The following is an 18,064-nucleotide window of genomic DNA, read 5'->3' as shown; positions in this document are numbered from 1 at the left end:
GCCTCTATTGTTTCCGTGTCACTGCCCATCAGTGATCGGGTTTAGTCGCCCGTCGTAGCTAAGTCGCATCAGTGCCAATCAGTCAGGTATCCCATCCCTGCACTTGATGGTGGCTGTGCGCAGGGCGCCCTCGGGCGCGCCGATTTCTTAGCTCGTCGGTCGACTAACCTGCGTACAGCCGCCACCCATTCGTTTAGTCGCGAACAGGTTGCAGCCTCACTCAAAGAGAGCTAAGTCCATGTTCAAAGCCACTCCCAATCCCCCCGAAACCGAAAGCACCTCTCCCTACGCATCTCTCGATTCAAAAGAGCTACACGCCGCCGCGCACCGTGCGCTCGATCATTACCTGGTACTGCCTGAGACCAAGGCACTGTTAGCCGACCGGCGTCCCGGCTGCATTTTCGTCATTGCCCCCGACGTCGACAGTGAAACCCTGCTGGCCCACGCCTGCGAAACCCTTGCCTCGGCCAATGTCATGGCCAGCGATCTGGCGTTCGACCTCGAAGGCCCCAAGCGCAATACCGCACTGGCGATTCAGCAGATGATTTCCCTGGCCGAGTTGGCGGTGAATCGGGCACTGGATCACCTCGATACCCCTCGATCCACCTGATCCACCTGATCCACCTGATCCACCTGATCCACCTGATCCACCTGATCCACCGTAGGAGCTGGCGCAGCCTGCGATCTTTTGACGTTGTTTTTCAAGATCAAAAGATCGCAGCCTGCGGCAGCTCCTACGCGGAATTTGGTGCGAGATCGAAAAACGCCTGTATCAAGCGCAAATCCCGGCGCCGCTCCATGCAGCCGATCATGTGCCGGTTGAGCAGTCCGTCGCCAATAATCGGCACCGCCCGCACACGTGGGTCGTGGCTGACTTCCACTGAAGACACCACGCCCACCCCCAACTCGGCCGCCACCGCCTCGGTCACCGCCTCACGGCTGTCCAGCTCCAGCAGCACCCGAGGATTGACCCTGGCCTGAGCGCAGGCCTCATTGAACGTACGACGGGTGATCGAACTCGGCTCGCGCAACACCATGATCACCTGATCCAGTTGCTTGAGTGCGACCCCTTCGCGCAGCGCCGACCATGGGTGCCCCTGCGGCACCAGCGCGCAGATCCGTGACTCGCTCAAGGCTTGCAGGTGCAAGCCTTTGCGCGGTTCGACCTCGGTCAGCACCGCCACATCGGCGTGCTCGGACAACAACGCCGCGAGGGTTTCCTGGGCATTGCCCAGCCGCAGGTTCACGGTGATCCCCGGATACCGCGCACGCAGGCTGGCGAGCATCGGCATGACCAGGTGCGGACCATCCGCCGCCACTTCCAAACGACCGGTCAATAACTGCCGATTGGCCTCAAGCAGCACTTGCGCCTCTTCAACCAGGCCGAACATCGCCCGGGTGATGGCCGCAAGTCTGGTGCCCTCCTCCGTCAGCTCGACCCGCCGCGCGGTGCGTCGCAGCAAGGTGATCTGATAGTGCTCCTCCAGCGCCTTGATATGCCCGGTGACCGCCGGTTGGCTGATGAACAAACGGGCAGCGGCACGGGTGAAGCTGCCTTCACGAGCCACAGCATCAAACGCGCGGAGTTGGAACAGGTTCATAGCTATCGGCCTTACTGATGATTGGCATAACAATAAACAATTTGATTGATGGAGCGGCAAATTGCAATTTATCTCCCGCAGCTTCATCCCACCGATTGCGAGAACATCCGAATGAGCACCGCCGAACCCATCCTGCTGACCCCCGGCCCATTGACTACGTCGCAGCGCACCCGTCAGGCGATGATGGTGGACTGGGGTTCATGGGATGACCGTTTCAACCAACTGACCGCCAGCCTCTGCGAACAGCTACTGGCAATCATCAACGGTGCCGACAGCCACCATTGCGTGCCGTTGCAGGGCAGCGGCACCTTCGCCGTCGAAGCGGCCATCGGCACCCTGGTGCCCCGCGACGGCAAAGTGCTGGTGCTGATCAACGGCGCTTACGGCAAACGCCTGGCGAAGATCTGCGAAGTGCTTGGTCGCTCTTTCAGCACCTTCGAAACCGCTGAAGACGAACCCTCCACCGCCGCCGACGTCGACCGCCTGCTACAAGCCGACAGCAGCATCACCCACGTGGTGCTGATCCACTGCGAAACCAGCACCGGGATTCTTAACCCGCTGCCGGAAATCGCCCACGTCATTGCCCAACACGGCAAACGTCTGATCATCGACGCCATGAGCTCATTCGGTGCGCTGCCGATCGACGCTCAAAAAGTGCCGTTCGACGCACTGATCGCCGCCTCCGGCAAATGCCTGGAAGGCGTACCGGGCATGGGTTTCGTCTTCGCCAACAAAGCCGCCCTGGCGAATGCCGCCGGCAATTCCCACTCGCTGGCGATGGACCTGTTCGACCAATACACCTACATGGCGAAGACCGGCCAATGGCGCTTCACCCCGCCGACCCACGTGGTTGCGGCGCTGCACGAAGCGTTGCTGCAATACAACGAAGAAGGTGGCTTGCCTGCGCGGCATCAGCGTTATGCGAACAATTGCCAGGTGCTGCTCGATGAAATGGCCAAACTCGGCTTGCGCAGCTTTCTGCCTGCCGCGATCCAGGCGCCGATCATCGTCACCTTCCATGCGCCGAAAGATCCGCGCTACCAGTTCAAAACGTTCTACGAACGGGTGAAAGCCAAGGGCTTCATCCTCTATCCGGGCAAGTTGACCCAGGTCGAAACCTTCCGCGTCGGCTGCATCGGCCACGTCAATCAGACCGAGATGCGAGCGGCTGTGGCCGCGGTCGCCGAGGTGCTGCGCGAAATGGGAGTCCTCGATATCTGAAACACCACAGTCCCCTGTGGGAGCGAGCTTGCTCGCGATGAGGCCGTGTCAGTCGACATCAATGTTGAATGACAGTCCGCTATCGCGAGCAAGCTCGCTCCCACAAAAAACGCTCTCCAATAGCCAGTTTCCACAGGATCTTGATCACCATGAACTACAACAACCCAAGCAAACTGCAAGCCGCGATCCTCGACTGGGCCGGCACCGTGGTCGATTTCGGCTCTTTCGCACCGACCCGGATCTTCGTCGAAGCCTTTGCCGAATTCGACGTCCAGGTGTCCATCGAAGAAGCCCGCGGGCCGATGGGCATGGGCAAGTGGGAGCACATTCGCACCCTCTGCAATCAGCCCGAAGTGGCCGAGCGTTATCGCAAGGTCTTCGGCCGTACGCCAACCGACGATGACGTGACGGCCATCTACAAACGCTTCATGCCACTGCAAATCGAAAAAATCGCCGAGCACTCGGCGCTGATCCCGGGTGCTCTGGAGACCATCGCCAACCTGCGCCAGCAAGGGATCAAGATCGGCTCGTGCTCCGGTTACCCGAGGCAAGTCATGGACAAAGTCGTCGAACTGGCCACCGCCAACGGCTACGTGGCTGACCATGTGGTCGCCACCGACGAAGTACCGAATGGCCGCCCATGGCCGGCTCAGGCCCTGGCCAACGTGATCGCCCTGGGCATCGATGACGTCGCTGCCTGCGTGAAAGTCGACGACACCGTGCCGGGCATTCTCGAAGGTCGCCGCGCCGGCATGTGGACCGTCGCGCTTATCTGCTCGGGCAACGCACTCGGCCTGACCTACGAGGGTTATCGCGCGCTGGGCAGCGACACACTCGCCAGCGAACGCAAACGCATTCATGCCCTGTTCGAAGGCTCGCGCCCGCACTACATGATCGACACCATCACCGACTTGCCGGAAGTCATCGCTGACATCAACCAGCGTCTGGCCAAGGGTGAAATGCCGCAAAGCAGTTGATTGCCGCGCCGCACAGCAAAAAGCGCCAGCCCTTGAACGGGGTTGGCGCCTTTTTTTGCCCGAGCATCTGTCGCAGAGCGCTCGATGAGGCAGAAAAGCCTGTTCTGTCTTGGGCAAAGCCACGCAAACAGGATTACAGTTAAGGCACTCCGTCGCATAAGAACGAAGACTTCAGACCTGAAAAGCGAGGAAAACCGTATGCCCTGGAAGAATTCCGAATCACGCTACAGCACCGTATCAATCGCGCTGCACTGGTTGATGCTGGTACTGCTGGCGGTGGTCTACGCCTGTATCGAACTGCGCGGGATCTTTCCCAAGGGCAGTGGCGGGCGGACCTTGATCACGGAAGCGCACTACATGCTCGGCCTGACGGTGTTCGTACTGGTCTGGTTGCGGCTGTTCGCCCGCAGTCTGGGCAGCGCTCCGAAAATCTTCCCGGCATCGCCACAGTGGCAAACCGTACTCGCCCGGCTGATGCACTGGGCGCTGTATATGTTCATGATTGCCACGCCGATTCTTGGCTGGTTGGTCACCAGCGCCAAAGGTCAACAAGTGATGTTCTACGGCGTCGACCTGCCGTTGCTGATTGGGGAAAACAAGCCGCTGGCCAAGCAAATCCAGGGTTGGCATCAACTCGCAGGCACCATCGGCTATTGGTTGATCGGCCTGCATGCCGTGGCCGGGCTGTATCATCATTACGTGGTCCGCGATAACACCCTGCTGCGAATGATGCCCAAGCGCGTCAGCCCTGACTGAGAGGCACAAAACCCCGGCGCCCCTGCAAGCCGCCGGTGTGCACGAAGATCAAGCGTGTGTCGCGGGAAAAACGTCCGGCATCGACCTGTTGCTTGAGTGCCAATAGCGCTTTACCGGTGTACAGCGGCTCCAACGGTATACCGCTGGCTTGCTCGCAACTTTCGATAAACTCCAGCAACGGCGGGTCGACGTTGGCAAAGCCACCGCGACTGCCGTCGAACAGCTCATATCCCCGGTCCGGCAAGCCGCATTTACCGAGAATCGCCTCGACCTGCTGCGCCACGCCATGATCATCGGGCACGGCCAGCGCGCCATACACCGGATGCCTTCCCCCCTCGGCCAAAACCAATCCGGCCAGCGTAGTGCCCGTCCCGCAGGCCAGCCACCAGCCGTCATGGTCGTTCCAACCCAAGGTGTTCAACTGTTCACCGGCCTGCGTCAGCAATTGCCCGCAACCGCGCGCGCCGAGCAAACCGCCACCACCTTCGGGGACCGGATGCAAATGCGGGTACTGCGCCTGCCATGGCTGCCAGAAACCCGGTTCGTGGCGCGCGCGATAACCGCCGTAACCCAACCAGTGCAGTTGCATGCCAAAGGCCTGTAAATCCTGCACGGTCGGGGTGTCTTGCGGATGCCCGCGCAGCAGGCCGACGGTCGGAAAGCCAAAACGCTTACCCGCCGCCGCCAACGCATGCAGATGATTGGACCAGGCCCCGCCCAGACTGATCACACCTTCGGCACCCGCCTCGCGGGCCACCCTTAGGTGATCAATGAGCTTGAACCATTTATTGCCGCAGATCAGCGGGTCGATTTGGTCCAGACGCAGGATCGCGACTTCGACACCGGCTGCAGTGAGCCAGTCCAGGTGAAGGGGTTCGAGGGGGGCCTGGGGCAGCCAGTCGCTGGGCGGAGATAGCATTGATGCCGGCTCTTCGGGAAAGAGCCGGCATCTTAGCAGCAGATAGGACGCCTTCGCGGGCAAGCCCGCTCCCACAGGGGTTCAGAGTTGAACCACCATTCGGTAAACAACACAGAACCTGTGGGAGCGAGCTTGCTCGCGATGGCCATTGGCACGCTTAACCTGCGGTCAATATCAGAGCTCAGCCGCCAGTCGCGAACCCTGATTGATCGCACGTTTGGCATCCAGCTCTGCCGCCACGTCCGCACCACCGATCAAATGCACATTCTGCCCGGCCGCCACCAGGCCATCGTGCAACTCGCGCAGCGGGTCCTGTCCAGCGCAGATCACGATGTTGTCCACCGGCAGCACCTGCGGTTCACCGGTTTCACCGATGCGGATATGCAGGCCTTCATCATCGATCTTCAGGTACTCGACGCTGTTGAGCATCTGTACGTGTTTGTTCTTCAGACCTGTGCGGTGAATCCAGCCGGTGGTCTTGCCCAAACCGTCGCCGACCTTGGATTTCTTGCGCTGCAACAGGAACACCTGACGTGCCGGCGCGTGAGGCTCGGCCTTGATCCCGGCGACACCACCACGGGCCTCAAGGTGAGTATCGATGCCCCACTCTTTCCAGAATGCCTCACGGTCCTGACTGGTGGCGACGCCTTGATGCACGAGGAATTCCGAGACATCAAAACCGATACCGCCGGCGCCAATCACCGCAACATGCTTGCCGACCGGTTTGCGCTCGAGGATCACGTCCAGGTAGCTCAATACCTTGGCATGCTCGACGCCAGGAATCGCCGGCACACGCGGCGCAATACCGGTGGCCAGAATCACCTCGTCATAACCGCCGTCCACCAGTTGCGCGACATCGACCCGCGTATTCAGGCACACCTCGACATTCGTGGTCTGCAACTTGCGTTTGAAGTAGCGCAAGGTTTCGAAGAACTCTTCCTTGCCCGGCACACGCTTGGCGACGTTGAACTGGCCGCCGATTTCGCTGGCGGAATCGAACAGCGTCACTTGATGTCCACGCTCGGCGGCCACGGTTGCCGCGGACAAACCCGCGGGACCTGCGCCAACCACAGCGATTTTCTTGATCTGCTGCACTGGCAGGTAGTTGAGTTCGGTTTCATGACAGGCCCGCGGGTTCACCAGGCACGAGGTCAACTTGCCACCGAAGGTGTGGTCCAGGCAGGCCTGGTTGCAACCGATGCAGGTGTTGATTTCATCAGCGCGACCGGCTGCGGCCTTGTTGACGAACTCCGGGTCGGCGAGGAATGGCCGCGCCATCGACACCATGTCGGCATCACCTTCGGCGAGGATTTGCTCGGCGACTTCCGGGGTGTTGATGCGGTTGGTGGTAATCAGCGGAATACCGACTTCCCCACGCAACTTGGCCGTGACCTTGCTGAACGCGGCACGCGGAACCTTGGTGGCAATGGTCGGAATCCGTGCTTCGTGCCAGCCGATCCCGGTGTTGATGATGGTTGCGCCCGCTTTTTCGATGGCCTTGGCCAACTGAACGATTTCTTCCCAGGTGCTGCCGCCTTCCACCAGATCGAGCATCGACAGACGGAAGATGATGATGAAGTTTGGACCTACCGCTTCGCGCACGCGACGAACGATTTCCACGGGCAGGCGCATACGGTTTTCGTAGCTGCCGCCCCAACGGTCGGTACGATGGTTGGTGTGGGCAGCGAGGAACTGGTTAATGAAATAACCTTCAGAGCCCATGATCTCGACGCCGTCGTACTCGGCTGTTTGCGCCAACGTCGAGCAGGTGACGAAGTCGCTGATCTGCTTCTCGATGCCTTCCTCGTCCAGCTCTTTAGGCTTGAACGGGTTGATCGGTGCCTGGATCGCACTCGGCGCGACCTGTTTCGGGCTGTAGGCATAACGCCCGGCGTGGAGTATCTGCATGCAAATCTTGCCACCCGCCTCGTGCACCGCACGGGTGACGATCTGATGCTTGAGCGCCTCATCGACAGTGGTCAGCTTGGCGGCGCCGGAGTAAACCCCACCCTCATCGTTCGGCCCAATACCGCCGGTGACCATCAGGCCAACCCCACCGCGAGCACGTTCGGCGAAGTACGCCGCCATGCGCTCAAAACCGCCGGGCTTCTCCTCAAGGCCAGTGTGCATCGAGCCCATCAGGGTACGGTTACGCAGCGTGGTAAAACCCAGATCCAGCGGGGCCAACAGGTGCGGGTAATGAGCAGCGGTCATCGGTAGCTCCACAACGAACAATCACGAAAAGTGCGGGCGCTCTTTGGCGCCCATCGGTTATGTGCCACAGACTAAGAGCAGGCCCGTCATCGCTCAATGACCGTAACTGACAACTTATTGATCCAAACGCGCAGCACCTCTTGGCATTCGTCGGCATGGGGCCTACCCTTGTCGACGAATCCTGCACACGGCTGCTTAGCGTTTCCCCATGCGCAAACTTCTTTACCTGACCGCTTCCATGGCGTTGATCGCCGTCATTGCCGCGTACGCGATGTGGACCGCTGATCGCCCGGAAGGCCATTACCTCTCGGACCTGCGCATCAAACTCGCCGTTGACCAAGGCGTTCCGGCCGACCGTGGCAACCTGCTGGGCATTCAGCCCGAGCTGTTTCCCACCGACTACCAAAGTACCGAGCACCTGCACCGCAAGCTCGCGGCCTATTTGCAGCAAGCTCGCGAACAGGGCCTGCTGAACGAAAAAACCATCGTCGTGCTGCCGGAACACATCGGTACCTGGCTAATGGTCTGCGGCGAGAAAGACGAGCTGTATCAAGCCAGCACGCTAGACGAAGCCATGAACTGGCTGGCAGTGAGCAATCCCCTGAGCTTTTTGCGCGCGTTGATCAGCGCCAAGGGCGACAGCCGCCTGGATGACGCACACCTGCGCATGAAAGCCAAAAGCATGGCCAGGCAGTACCAGGCGCTGTTCGGTGGGTTGGCCAAAGAGTTCGGCGTCACCCTGGTGGCGGGCAGCATCGTGTTGCCCGAACCGAGTGTCAGCGACGGCGCGCTAAACATCGGTCGTGGTGCGCTGTACAACAGCAGTCTGGTGTTTGGCCGCGATGGCTTGCCGATCGGCCAGCCACAACGTCAGCTGAATCCGGCCCTCGATGAACAGGGCTTCATCCAGCCAAACGCCGATCAGGCAATCAATGTCATCGACACTCCGGCAGGACGCTTGGGCATATTGATTGGCCGCGACAGCTGGTATCCAGACAACTATCGCAAACTCAACGATCAGGGCGCGCAGTTGATAGCGGTGCCTGCATTCCTCAAAGGCCGCGGGATCTGGGACAAGCCCTGGCGCGGCGACAAGGGGCCAGCGATGCCCAGTGAAATCAACCTCAAGCCCGGCGAGCTCAGCGAAGGCCAAGCGTGGCATCGCCTGACGCTGACCAGTCAGCGCCCGGCCAGTCAGGCCAGCGCTGGTGTCAGCGTATTCCTGCGCGGACAATTCTGGGATCAGGGCAGCGCCGGTCAGAGCTTTCTCAGCAGCAACGGCCAGCACTTCGCCGACCGCGAAGCCCGCGGTGCTCGCTTGCTGAACATCTGGTTGTAAATGATGAAACCACAGCCGATGCGCCTCGGGGATTTGTCGGTCGGCTTCGTCCATAGCCTGGCTGACGCCGTACGCAGCCACGGTCTGGACCCGCAACCGCTGCTGGAACAATACGGTCTCGACTCGGCGCGGTTAGCCGAAGCCGGCGCCCGGCTATCGATCCCGCGCTACATGCGCCTGGGCCACGCGGCGATTCAATTGACCGGCGACCCGGCGCTGGGTCTGCGCATGGGCCAGCTCAGCCGCCTCAGCCAGGTCGGGCTGGCCGGGATCACTGCCGCTCAGGCGCCGACGGTGCGCGAAGCGGCGCGCTGCCTGATTCGCTTCGAAGCCTTGTACGGTTCCAATTACCGCGGCCAGTCGAGTTTCCATGAAGATGCCCAAGGCGCGTGGCTGCGGTTCTATTCCATCAGCCCGTACAACGCCTATAACCGCTTTGTGGTGGATTCGATCATCGCCGGCTGGTTGCAGCAGTTATCCAGCCTGAGCCCTGAGCCGCTGCGCGCTGAGCGCATCGACATCGAATTCGCCGAGCCGGATTACCGCGAGCGTTACGTGCTGCTGGGCGACTGCCCGATCCAGTTCGGCGCCGAGCACAATCAACTCAGGCTGAGTCAGGCTAGCCTGGCGCTGCGCAACCCCGAGCATTGCCCGAGTACCTGGCGTCTGATGCTCAAGCTATGTGAGCGGGAACTGGAGCAATTGACCCGCACCCGCAGCCTGCGTGAACGCATCACTCAGTTGCTGGGGCCTTTGCTCAATGGTGGTCGTGAACCCGACCTGGAGGAAGTGGCCACACGCCTGAAGCTACCGACCTGGACCTTGCGTCGCAAGCTCGCCGAAGAAGGTACGCAATTTCGCGCCATTCTCAACGACACCCGCCGCGATCTGGCCATGACCTATATCCGTGACACGGAACTGGCCTTTGGCGAGATCGCCTACCTGCTGGGTTTTGCCTCGGCCGAAGCCTTTCAGCGCGCCTTCAAGCGCTGGAACAACCAGACACCTGGCGAGTTCCGTCGCAGTCACAGGCAATCAGCCTGACGCGGCAGGCCTGCAGCGGCGTGCTTACAACTCCGTAGCGTCTTCGGCTGGCTCCAGTGGGTCCAGTTCAAACGCCTGATATTCGAGCAACTCTTCTTGATAATCGTCCATTGAGATGTCCTTTTGAGTCGAGTTAAAACCGCTGTACCAATGACCTTCGCCATCAGCATAAAGTGCCCGCATGAAAGAAAAATGACGCGGGCATGCGGAAGATCCTGCTAATAAAACGTAGCAGGCACTCAAGAATTTATCACGGGACATTTCGAATAAAAACTGACGGAAATCAGCCTTTGGTGGCGCAGGCGATGCTGCAGAAACGTTGTGGGATTGACCTTAGAGTCTGTTGACGTTTGGCGGAGAACGCCATCAAGCGTCAACAGACCCTAGATCCCACAGTGCTCGACTTCAGATTACTTGCCGGACGATGGCAGTGCTGGAATCGGCTCGGTCGGTGCCGGCATCGAACTCGGATTCGCCGGTGGCGTGATGACTTCAGAGGCCGGTGTCGGCTCGACATTGCTCGCAGGTGCAGTCGACGACGCCACAGGCGCCGATGCGGAGGATATAGGCTCTATCGGCGAACTCACCGCTGGTGCTGGTGCAGCCGTCACCGGCTCGGCCGCCGCTGGTACGACAGGCGCGGGGGTTGGCGCTGGCGTCACTGCAGGCGCTGGAGCTGGAGCTGGAGGCGTTGCGGGGGCTGCCGCAGGCTCAGGCACACCCAGATCGGTCTTTGGCTTCTCGACGATATGCGCCTCTTTCTTCGCATCCGGCGGCAGGAACAGCTCGACCAGCGTGAAAAACCGCTCGTAGAACTTCCCGGACGACACGGTTTCACTGGCAACCTTGACCATCGAGTCATCGGAAGAACCAATCGGCATCGACACCGAGCCCAACACACCGACACCGAGGCTGGCGGAGTTGTTGGTTTTCTTCAACGCATAGCGGTCCTGCAAGGCATTGGCGAACATGGTCGCGTGGTGCTTGCTGTCTTCGGCGCAGACCACGTTGAAGCTGATCTCCATATGCGTGTCGCCGGTCTGCTGAAAGCTCTTGTGACCACTGACCAGCTTCGGGTCAGTACTGGTGATGATGTAGCCCTGGCTCAACAATGCCCGACGGGCGGCCTCGCAGGAAGCGACATCGGTAACCGGGTATTTGCGTGAAAACGTCCCGGAATCATCGAAATTTTCATGCTCATAGATGGCCTGGTCCTTGGTACAACCGGCTGCGGCTGCCAGTACCAACGCCAGCCCGGCGGCACGCACGTGGAATGATTTGAACATTGAACATCCTGAAGAAAACGATCCGGGGCCTATTGTGCAACAGATCACCCCGTAACGGCGCATGGATTAGTGTCTTGTAAGCGTTACAAGTCTACTGACCTTCGTTTACCGGAAAAAGTCGCACGCACAGATGATCGATGAACACCCGCAATTTAACCGCCGCGTGCCGACTGGATGGCCACAGAACCCAGGCAGCCCTTGAGCCGCACAAAACAAAAGACCCCGGCCTTTCGGTCGGGGTCTTTGTTTAGAAGCACGTTGTTTACAACCAACGGAGTCATTCAGGCATCAGTAACGCTTGATGTCTGCCTGGCTTTCCAGCTGTTTGCGATAGGCAGCAAAGTCTTGCTGGCCAATGCGCGACGCGAGGAAGCGACGATACTGAGCCTTCTCTTCTTCAGAAGGAGCAGCGGCTTCGTTCACACCGTTCAGACGTACGATCACCAGACTACCGTCAGTCAGGGTCACGTTGCTGAACGTCGGCTTGTCCTTGGCGGCAGGCTTTGGCATGCGGAACAACGCTTGCAGCACGGTTGGGTCAACCCCTTCCTGAGCACGAGTCGCCGCCTTGGTGACTTTCCAGCCTTGGCTTTCGAGCGGCGTCTTGCCATCACGCAGGCTGGCGATCAGCTCATCAGCCTTGGTCTTGGCAGCAGCACTGGCGTGCTCCTTGGTCAATTGCACGCGGATGCTCGCAGCGACGCTTTCCAGCGGCAGCTGTTCAGGCTTGCGATGCTCTTTGGCACGCAGCACCACGACAGTTTCCGGATCCAGCTCGATGCCGGTGCTGTTGGCACCTTCATCCAGTACTTCCGGGCTGAATGCGGCAGTGACCACGGCACGGTTGGCCGCGATACCTTCGCCACCTTCACGGCCAAACGGCGCGGACGTATGAACGGTCAGTTTCAGGTCCTGAGCCGGTTGAGCCAGATCGGAGGCTTCGAACGAGGAGTCTTCCAACTGTTTGGTCGCGTCAACAAAGCGCTGCTCGACCTGCTGGCTTTTCAGTTCCTTGGTCAGCTTGTCTTTCAGGCTGGCGAAGCTTGGCACTTGAGGTGCTTCAACACCCAACAGCTTGATCAAGTGGAAACCGAAACCGGTGCGTACCGGCGCCGATACCTGATCCTTGTTCAACGCATACAGCGCTTTCTCAAAGACTGGGTCGTAAACGCCTTGACCAGCGTAACCGAGGTCACCGCCATTGGCGGCCGAACCTGGATCCTGCGAGAACTCCTTGGCCAGGGCCTCGAAGCTTTCGCCTTTGGCCAGACGCACCTGAATCTCTTCAATCTTGGCCCTGGCTTGCGCTTCGTTCACCTTGTCATTAACTTCGATCAGAATGTGCGCAGCCCGGCGTTGTTCGGCCAGATTCGCAGTTTCTTTCTGATACAGCGCTTGCAGGTCTTCGTCCTTGACGGCGACCTGATCAAAGAAGGAAGCCTTCTTCAACTCGAGGTAATCGATGACCACCTGATCCGGCGTCATGAACTCTTTGGCGTGCTCGTCGTAGTAAGCCTTGACCTCTTCGTCGGTCAGTTTCACCGCCGCAGGATCTGCCTTGACGCTCAGGGTCGCGAAGTCGCGGGTCTGTTTTTCCAAACGGGCGAAAGCCTGAACCTGTGCATCAGTGACGAAACCGCTACCTGCCAGACCGGCACGCAGTTGGCCGATCAGCATTTCCTGAGCCAGCATTTGGCGGAACTGCATACGGCTGTAGCCCAACTGACGGATCACCTGGTCGAAACGCTCAGAACTGAACTTGCCGTCGACCTGGAATTCAGGCGTTTGCAGGATCACTTGGTCCAATGCTGCTTCGGAGAAAGCGAATTTCGATTTTTCTGCGCCTTGCAGCAACAGTTTGCGGTCGATCAGCCCTTTCAGAGCGGCTTCGCGCAGCATTTTTTCATCAAGCAAGGAAGCATCGAAATCCTTGCCCAGCTGTTGCATGAGCTGACGGCGTTGCATATCAACCGCCTGACTCAGCTCGTTCTGGCTGATTTCTTCACCATTGACCTTGGCCGCATCATTGCGGTGGGTAGTGGCCTTGAAGATGGCGTCGAAACCAGTCAAAGCCAGCAGTGCAACGATGACCCCAATAATGGTCTTGGCAATCCAGCCTTGTGAATTGTCCCTGATATTCTGCAGCATGCGTCCCCCAGAAACGGTTGAACTTCAATTTAGGCAACCGTGGAGCGTGGGTAGAATCCGGATAGAAGAAAGGCGCATCCGAGGATGCGCCTTCTCGTAACTGGCGGAGCGGACGGGGCTCGAACCCGCGACCCCCGGCGTGACAGGCCGGTATTCTAACCGACTGAACTACCGCTCCGCTGCCAAGTCAGGAATGACCCCGACCCGGATAGGCAAAAAACCGAGTGAGGCTTAGTTAACAGCTTCTTTCAGTGCTTTACCGGCTTTGAAACCTGGTTTTTTGGCTGCTGCGATTTCCAGCGTCTTACCGGTCTGTGGGTTACGACCAATGCGAGCTGGACGATCAGTGACGGAGAAAGTACCGAAACCAACCAGAACAACAGAGTCGCCAGCCTTGAGAGCGCCAGTGACGGATTCGATTACAGCGTCCAGCGCGCGGCCAGCAGCGGCTTTCGGGATATCAGCGGATGCAGCGATAGCATCAATCAGTTCCGACTTGTTCACTCTAAGTCCCCTTATATCTATTTGAGATGATTCTAAGTTTTTTGGTGAAAGCAAAAACGAGTGCTGAATGGCCTACAGACACTTAAGAGCCGCTTTATAACAAGGGCTCTAAAAAGCTGTCAAGGAAGCCCCCCAGGCTAATACGTACTAGTGCGTGCTAATTCTTTCCTTAGAGTCAGACTCGCGTTTCTCATCCTTTGCAACTATCTCGGGAGCCACATCCGGCAAGGGCTCCGGCGCGTATTGCAGCGCAATTTGCAGGACTTCGTCAATCCATTTAACCGGTTTAATCTGAAGATCTTGCTTGATATTGTCAGGAATTTCCTTCAAGTCGCGAACGTTCTCTTCGGGAATGATCACCGTCTTGATTCCGCCACGGTGTGCCGCCAGCAGTTTTTCCTTAAGACCACCAATCGCCAGAACCTGCCCGCGCAAGGTGATTTCGCCGGTCATGGCAACATCGGCGCGCACAGGAATCCCGGTCAACGCTGACACCAGTGCCGTGCACATCCCTACACCCGCACTAGGACCGTCTTTAGGCGTTGCCCCTTCCGGCATGTGAATGTGGGTGTCGCGCTTTTCGTGGAAGTCCAGCGGGATCCCCAGGCTTTTCGCGCGGCTGCGAACAACCGTCAGCGCAGCCGTGATCGATTCGACCATGACATCGCCCAGCGAACCGGTCTTGATCAGTTGGCCTTTACCCGGCACCACCGCGGCTTCGATGGTCAGCAACTCGCCGCCCACCTGAGTCCAGGCCAGACCGGTCACTTGACCTACCTGATCCTGCTGTTCGGCCAGGCCGTAGCGGAATTTGCGCACACCAAGGAAGTGCTCGAGCATCTCGGCAGTCACCTTCACCGAGAAGCGTTTTTCCATCGCATGCTCTTTGACCGTCTTGCGGCAAACCTTGGCAATCTGGCGCTCAAGCCCACGCACACCGGCTTCACGGGTGTAGTAACGAATGATGTCACGGATCGCCTCGGCGTCGAATTCCAGCTCGCCTTTTTTCAAGCCGTTGGCCTGAATCTGCTTGGGCGAAAGGTATTTGACGGCAATGTTGATCTTCTCGTCTTCGGTGTAACCCGGCAGACGAATCACTTCCATCCGGTCGAGCAGCGCCGGCGGAATGTTCATCGAGTTCGAGGTGCAAAGGAACATCACATCGGACAGGTCGTAGTCGACTTCCAGATAGTGATCGTTGAAATTGTGGTTTTGCTCAGGATCGAGCACTTCCAGCAAAGCCGACGCCGGATCGCCACGCATGTCGCTGCCCATCTTGTCGATTTCGTCGAGCAAGAAAAGTGGGTTGCGCACGCCAACCTTTGTCATCTTTTGAATCAATCTTCCTGGCATCGAACCGATATAAGTCCGGCGATGACCACGAATTTCCGCCTCATCGCGTACACCGCCGAGGGCCATGCGTACGAATTTTCGGTTTGTGGCGTGGGCAATCGACTCCGCCAGGGAGGTTTTACCCACCCCTGGAGGACCGACCAGGCACAACACCGGGCCGCGAATTTTCTTCACGCGTTTTTGCACGGCAAGGTATTCGAGAATCCGTTCTTTGACTTCTTCCAGACCATAGTGGTCGGCGTCGAGAATGTCTTCTGCGCGCGCAAGATCCAGACGAACCTTGCTTTGCGCCTTCCACGGCACCTGAACCAGCCAGTCGAGGTAGGAGCGCACAACCGTCGCTTCGGCAGACATCGGCGACATTTGCTTGAGCTTGTTCAGCTCGGCCTGGGCCTTGATCAGCGCGTCTTTTGGCAAGCCTGCGGCATCGATGCGCTTTTTCAGCTCTTCGACTTCGTTATGGCCTTCTTCGCTATCGCCCAACTCTTTCTGAATGGCCTTCATCTGCTCATTCAGGTAGTACTCGCGCTGGCTGCGCTCCATTTGCTTTTTGACGCGGCCACGAATGCGTTTTTCGACTTGCAGCAGATCGATTTCGGCGTCCAGCAATGCCAGAACGTGCTCGACCCGGGCCGACAAATCGATGATTTCGAGGATTTCCTGCTTCTGCTCGATCTTCAGCGCCATGTGCGCAGCCATGGTATCGACCAGGCGACTTGGCTCATCGATGCTGTTGAGCGACGACAGGACTTCAGCCGGAACCTTCTTGCCCAGCTGAACGTACTGTTCAAATTGTGACAGCAAACTGCGGACAAACACTTCCGACTCGCGTTCGGGAGCGTCGACTTCGTCAATCAGTGATACCTCGGCACGGCAATGGCCATCGACTTCACTGAAACGCTCGACCGTGCCACGCTGCTCGCCTTCAACCAGCACTTTGACCGTGCCATCAGGCAGCTTGAGCAGCTGCAGAACCGTCGCGATAGTGCCTACGCGATAAAGTGCGTCTTCACCGGGATCGTCGTCAGCAGGGTTTCTCTGAGCCAGCAGAAGGATCTGCTTGTCGCCCATCATCGCGGCCTCGAGGGCTTCGATAGATTTCTCGCGCCCCACGAACAGCGGGATAACCATGTGCGGATAAACCACAACATCACGCAATGGCAGGAGAGGCAATTCGATGGTTGTCTTCATGATTTCGCCTCTACGGCGGCCATAAGGCCGGAAACAGATGGAAGTAAGCTTGAAACCAAGATGGGGGCTGCTTTCGAAAAAAACAAGCTGATTAAAAGACCGCGGTAAAGATCGTCCGAACGCAGCCCGAACCTGCGGCAGCTCCTAGAAAAGCAAAGGGGCCCAAAGGCCCCTTCTTTAATCCAGCAGTGCGACGCTTACGCGTCTGGCGCTGCCTTGGCAGCCGGCTCACTGTTTTCGTAGATATACAGTGGCTTGGACTTGCCTTCTATAACGCTTTCATCGATCACTACTTTACTCACCTCGGACTGCGAGGGGATTTCATACATAGTGTCGAGCAGTACACCTTCGAGGATCGACCGCAATCCACGAGCGCCGGTTTTACGTTCCAGTGCACGCTTGGCGACCGATTTGAGTGCATCAGCCCGGAACTCCAGGTCAACACCTTCCATCTCGAACAGCTTGGCATACTGTTTGGTCAGAGCATTTTTCGGCTCGGTGAGGATCTGCATCAGCGCAGCCTCATCGAGCTCGTCCAGCGTCGCAAGCACCGGCAGACGACCGACGAATTCCGGGATCAGACCGAACTTGACCAGATCGTCAGGCTCGACTTCACGCAGGGACTCACCCACCTTCTTGCCTTCTTCCTTGCTGCGAACTTCTGCGTTGAAGCCAATGCCGCCACGGGTGGAACGGTTTTGAATAACCTTTTCCAGACCCGAGAACGCACCGCCGCAGATGAACAGGATGTTACGGGTGTCGACCTGAAGAAATTCCTGCTGCGGATGCTTGCGACCACCTTGAGGTGGAACGGAAGCGACCGTACCTTCGATCAACTTGAGCAGGGCCTGCTGCACGCCTTCACCGGAAACGTCCCGGGTGATCGACGGATTGTCAGACTTGCGCGAAATCTTGTCGATTTCATCGATGTAGACGATGCCCATTTGAGCTTTTTCTACATCGTAATCGCACTTCTGCAACAGTTTCTGAATGATGTTTTCAACGTCTTCACCTACGTAACCCGCCTCGGTGAGGGTGGTTGCGTCAGCGATGGTGAAAGGCACATTCAGCAAACGGGCCAGCGTTTCAGCAAGCAGGGTTTTACCCGAGCCTGTAGGGCCGATCAGCAAGATGTTGCTTTTGCCGAGTTCGACATCGTCATTCTTTTTGTCACGCTGGTTAAGGCGTTTGTAGTGGTTATACACCGCTACGGCCAAAACCTTTTTCGCACGCTCCTGACCAATCACGTACTGATCAAGTATGCCGCTGATTTCTTTAGGCGAAGGCAATTTATGCGCGCTGCTTTCGGCCTGTGCTTCCTGCACCTCCTCGCGGATGATGTCGTTGCACAGGTCGACGCACTCGTCGCAGATAAAGACCGAGGGGCCGGCAATCAATTTGCGCACTTCATGCTGGCTTTTGCCACAGAAGGAGCAATAGAGCAGCTTGCCGTTGTCCTCGCCGTTGCGGGTGTCAGTCATTCGATCGATCCAAATCCGATAGGCTTGCAA

At 58.4% G+C, this 18,064-nt stretch carries 15 protein-coding genes, 1 tRNA gene and 1 pseudogene; 6 read left to right on the top strand and 11 right to left on the bottom strand.

Translation table 11 applies throughout. From position 1 onward, the window contains the following. The first annotated feature begins 238 nt into the window (after positions 1-238). Positions 239-610 (top strand): DUF6124 family protein, encoded by a 372-nt coding sequence (locus AC1RPZ_RS22900; RefSeq protein WP_493139640.1) that lies wholly within the window; start codon positions 239-241, stop codon positions 608-610. A 124-nt stretch (positions 611-734) separates the two neighbouring features. Here AC1RPZ_RS22900 and AC1RPZ_RS22895 read toward each other — a convergent pair whose 3' ends face one another. Further along, a complete protein-coding gene (locus tag AC1RPZ_RS22895; protein WP_493139637.1) occupies positions 735-1,601 on the bottom strand; it encodes a LysR substrate-binding domain-containing protein in 867 nt (288 codons plus the stop codon). 111 nt (positions 1,602-1,712) lie between these two features. On the opposite strand from AC1RPZ_RS22895, the gene AC1RPZ_RS22890 reads away from it, so the two are divergent. From AC1RPZ_RS22890 to AC1RPZ_RS22880, 3 genes are all read left to right on the top strand, one after another. Beyond that, positions 1,713-2,822, top strand: coding sequence for a 2-aminoethylphosphonate--pyruvate transaminase (locus tag AC1RPZ_RS22890; protein WP_493139635.1), 1,110 nt, complete (start codon positions 1,713-1,715; stop codon positions 2,820-2,822). 149 nt (positions 2,823-2,971) lie between these two features. Beyond that, entirely contained in the window at positions 2,972-3,799 is an 828-nt protein-coding gene (gene phnX / locus AC1RPZ_RS22885; protein ID WP_493139633.1) for a phosphonoacetaldehyde hydrolase, read from the top strand. A 198-nt stretch (positions 3,800-3,997) separates the two neighbouring features. After that, positions 3,998-4,555, top strand: a complete 558-nt coding sequence (locus AC1RPZ_RS22880; RefSeq protein ID WP_493139630.1) for a cytochrome b — start codon at positions 3,998-4,000, stop codon at positions 4,553-4,555. Here the strand turns inward: AC1RPZ_RS22880 and AC1RPZ_RS22875 are convergent. Together AC1RPZ_RS22875 and AC1RPZ_RS22870 are read right to left on the bottom strand one after the other, a co-directional pair. Continuing rightward, on the bottom strand, positions 4,542-5,474 hold the full coding sequence (locus tag AC1RPZ_RS22875) for a 1-aminocyclopropane-1-carboxylate deaminase/D-cysteine desulfhydrase (RefSeq protein WP_493139628.1): 933 nt from the start codon (positions 5,472-5,474) through the stop codon (positions 4,542-4,544). The two genes, AC1RPZ_RS22880 and AC1RPZ_RS22875, sit on opposite strands and share 14 nt — an antisense overlap. Before the next feature lie 174 nt (positions 5,475-5,648). After that, complete coding sequence (locus AC1RPZ_RS22870; RefSeq protein ID WP_493139627.1) at positions 5,649-7,688, bottom strand: oxidoreductase; 2,040 nt, start codon at positions 7,686-7,688, stop codon at positions 5,649-5,651. Positions 7,689-7,896: 208 nt separating this feature from the next. On the opposite strand from AC1RPZ_RS22870, the gene AC1RPZ_RS22865 reads away from it, so the two are divergent. Together AC1RPZ_RS22865 and AC1RPZ_RS22860 are read left to right on the top strand one after the other, a co-directional pair. After that, the gene (locus AC1RPZ_RS22865; protein WP_493139625.1) at positions 7,897-9,027 is read left to right on the top strand and encodes a nitrilase-related carbon-nitrogen hydrolase; all 1,131 of its coding nucleotides are present in this window, start codon (positions 7,897-7,899) and stop codon (positions 9,025-9,027) included. A gap of 3 nt (positions 9,028-9,030) precedes the next feature. Then, positions 9,031-10,071: an AraC family transcriptional regulator gene (locus tag AC1RPZ_RS22860; protein WP_493139713.1), complete on the top strand. Its 1,041-nt coding sequence runs from the start codon at positions 9,031-9,033 to the stop codon at positions 10,069-10,071. Between the two features lie 24 nt (positions 10,072-10,095). Here the strand turns inward: AC1RPZ_RS22860 and AC1RPZ_RS22855 are convergent, their stop codons facing one another. The 8 genes and pseudogenes from AC1RPZ_RS22855 to clpX all read right to left on the bottom strand — a co-directional run bounded on the left by AC1RPZ_RS22855 (position 10,096) and on the right by clpX (position 18,034). Then, entirely contained in the window at positions 10,096-10,332 is a 237-nt protein-coding gene (locus tag AC1RPZ_RS22855; RefSeq protein WP_493139623.1) for a hypothetical protein, read from the bottom strand. Between the two features lie 149 nt (positions 10,333-10,481). Then, entirely contained in the window at positions 10,482-11,357 is an 876-nt protein-coding gene (locus AC1RPZ_RS22850; RefSeq protein ID WP_493139621.1) for a DUF2242 domain-containing protein, read from the bottom strand. A gap of 91 nt (positions 11,358-11,448) precedes the next feature. Further along, positions 11,449-11,547: pseudogene (locus tag AC1RPZ_RS22845) on the bottom strand (LysR family transcriptional regulator); the annotation flags it as partial. Between the two features lie 98 nt (positions 11,548-11,645). After that, on the bottom strand, positions 11,646-13,505 hold the full coding sequence (locus AC1RPZ_RS22840) for a SurA N-terminal domain-containing protein (RefSeq protein ID WP_493139619.1): 1,860 nt from the start codon (positions 13,503-13,505) through the stop codon (positions 11,646-11,648). Positions 13,506-13,606: 101 nt separating this feature from the next. After that, positions 13,607-13,683, bottom strand: a tRNA-Asp gene (locus AC1RPZ_RS22835). Between the two features lie 53 nt (positions 13,684-13,736). Next, a complete protein-coding gene (locus AC1RPZ_RS22830) occupies positions 13,737-14,009 on the bottom strand; it encodes an HU family DNA-binding protein (RefSeq protein WP_002552737.1) in 273 nt (90 codons plus the stop codon). Between the two features lie 147 nt (positions 14,010-14,156). Continuing rightward, positions 14,157-16,553: an endopeptidase La gene (gene lon / locus AC1RPZ_RS22825; RefSeq protein ID WP_493139618.1), complete on the bottom strand. Its 2,397-nt coding sequence runs from the start codon at positions 16,551-16,553 to the stop codon at positions 14,157-14,159. A gap of 197 nt (positions 16,554-16,750) precedes the next feature. Further along, positions 16,751-18,034: an ATP-dependent Clp protease ATP-binding subunit ClpX gene (gene clpX, locus AC1RPZ_RS22820; RefSeq protein WP_054596541.1), complete on the bottom strand. Its 1,284-nt coding sequence runs from the start codon at positions 18,032-18,034 to the stop codon at positions 16,751-16,753. Between the last annotated feature and the right edge of the window lie 30 nt (positions 18,035-18,064).

This window comes from Pseudomonas sp. GW822-FHT02D10, from assembly GCF_058802345.1.
Note: the sequence above shows the minus strand (reverse complement) of the source record. Positions and strands in the feature narration are given on the sequence as shown.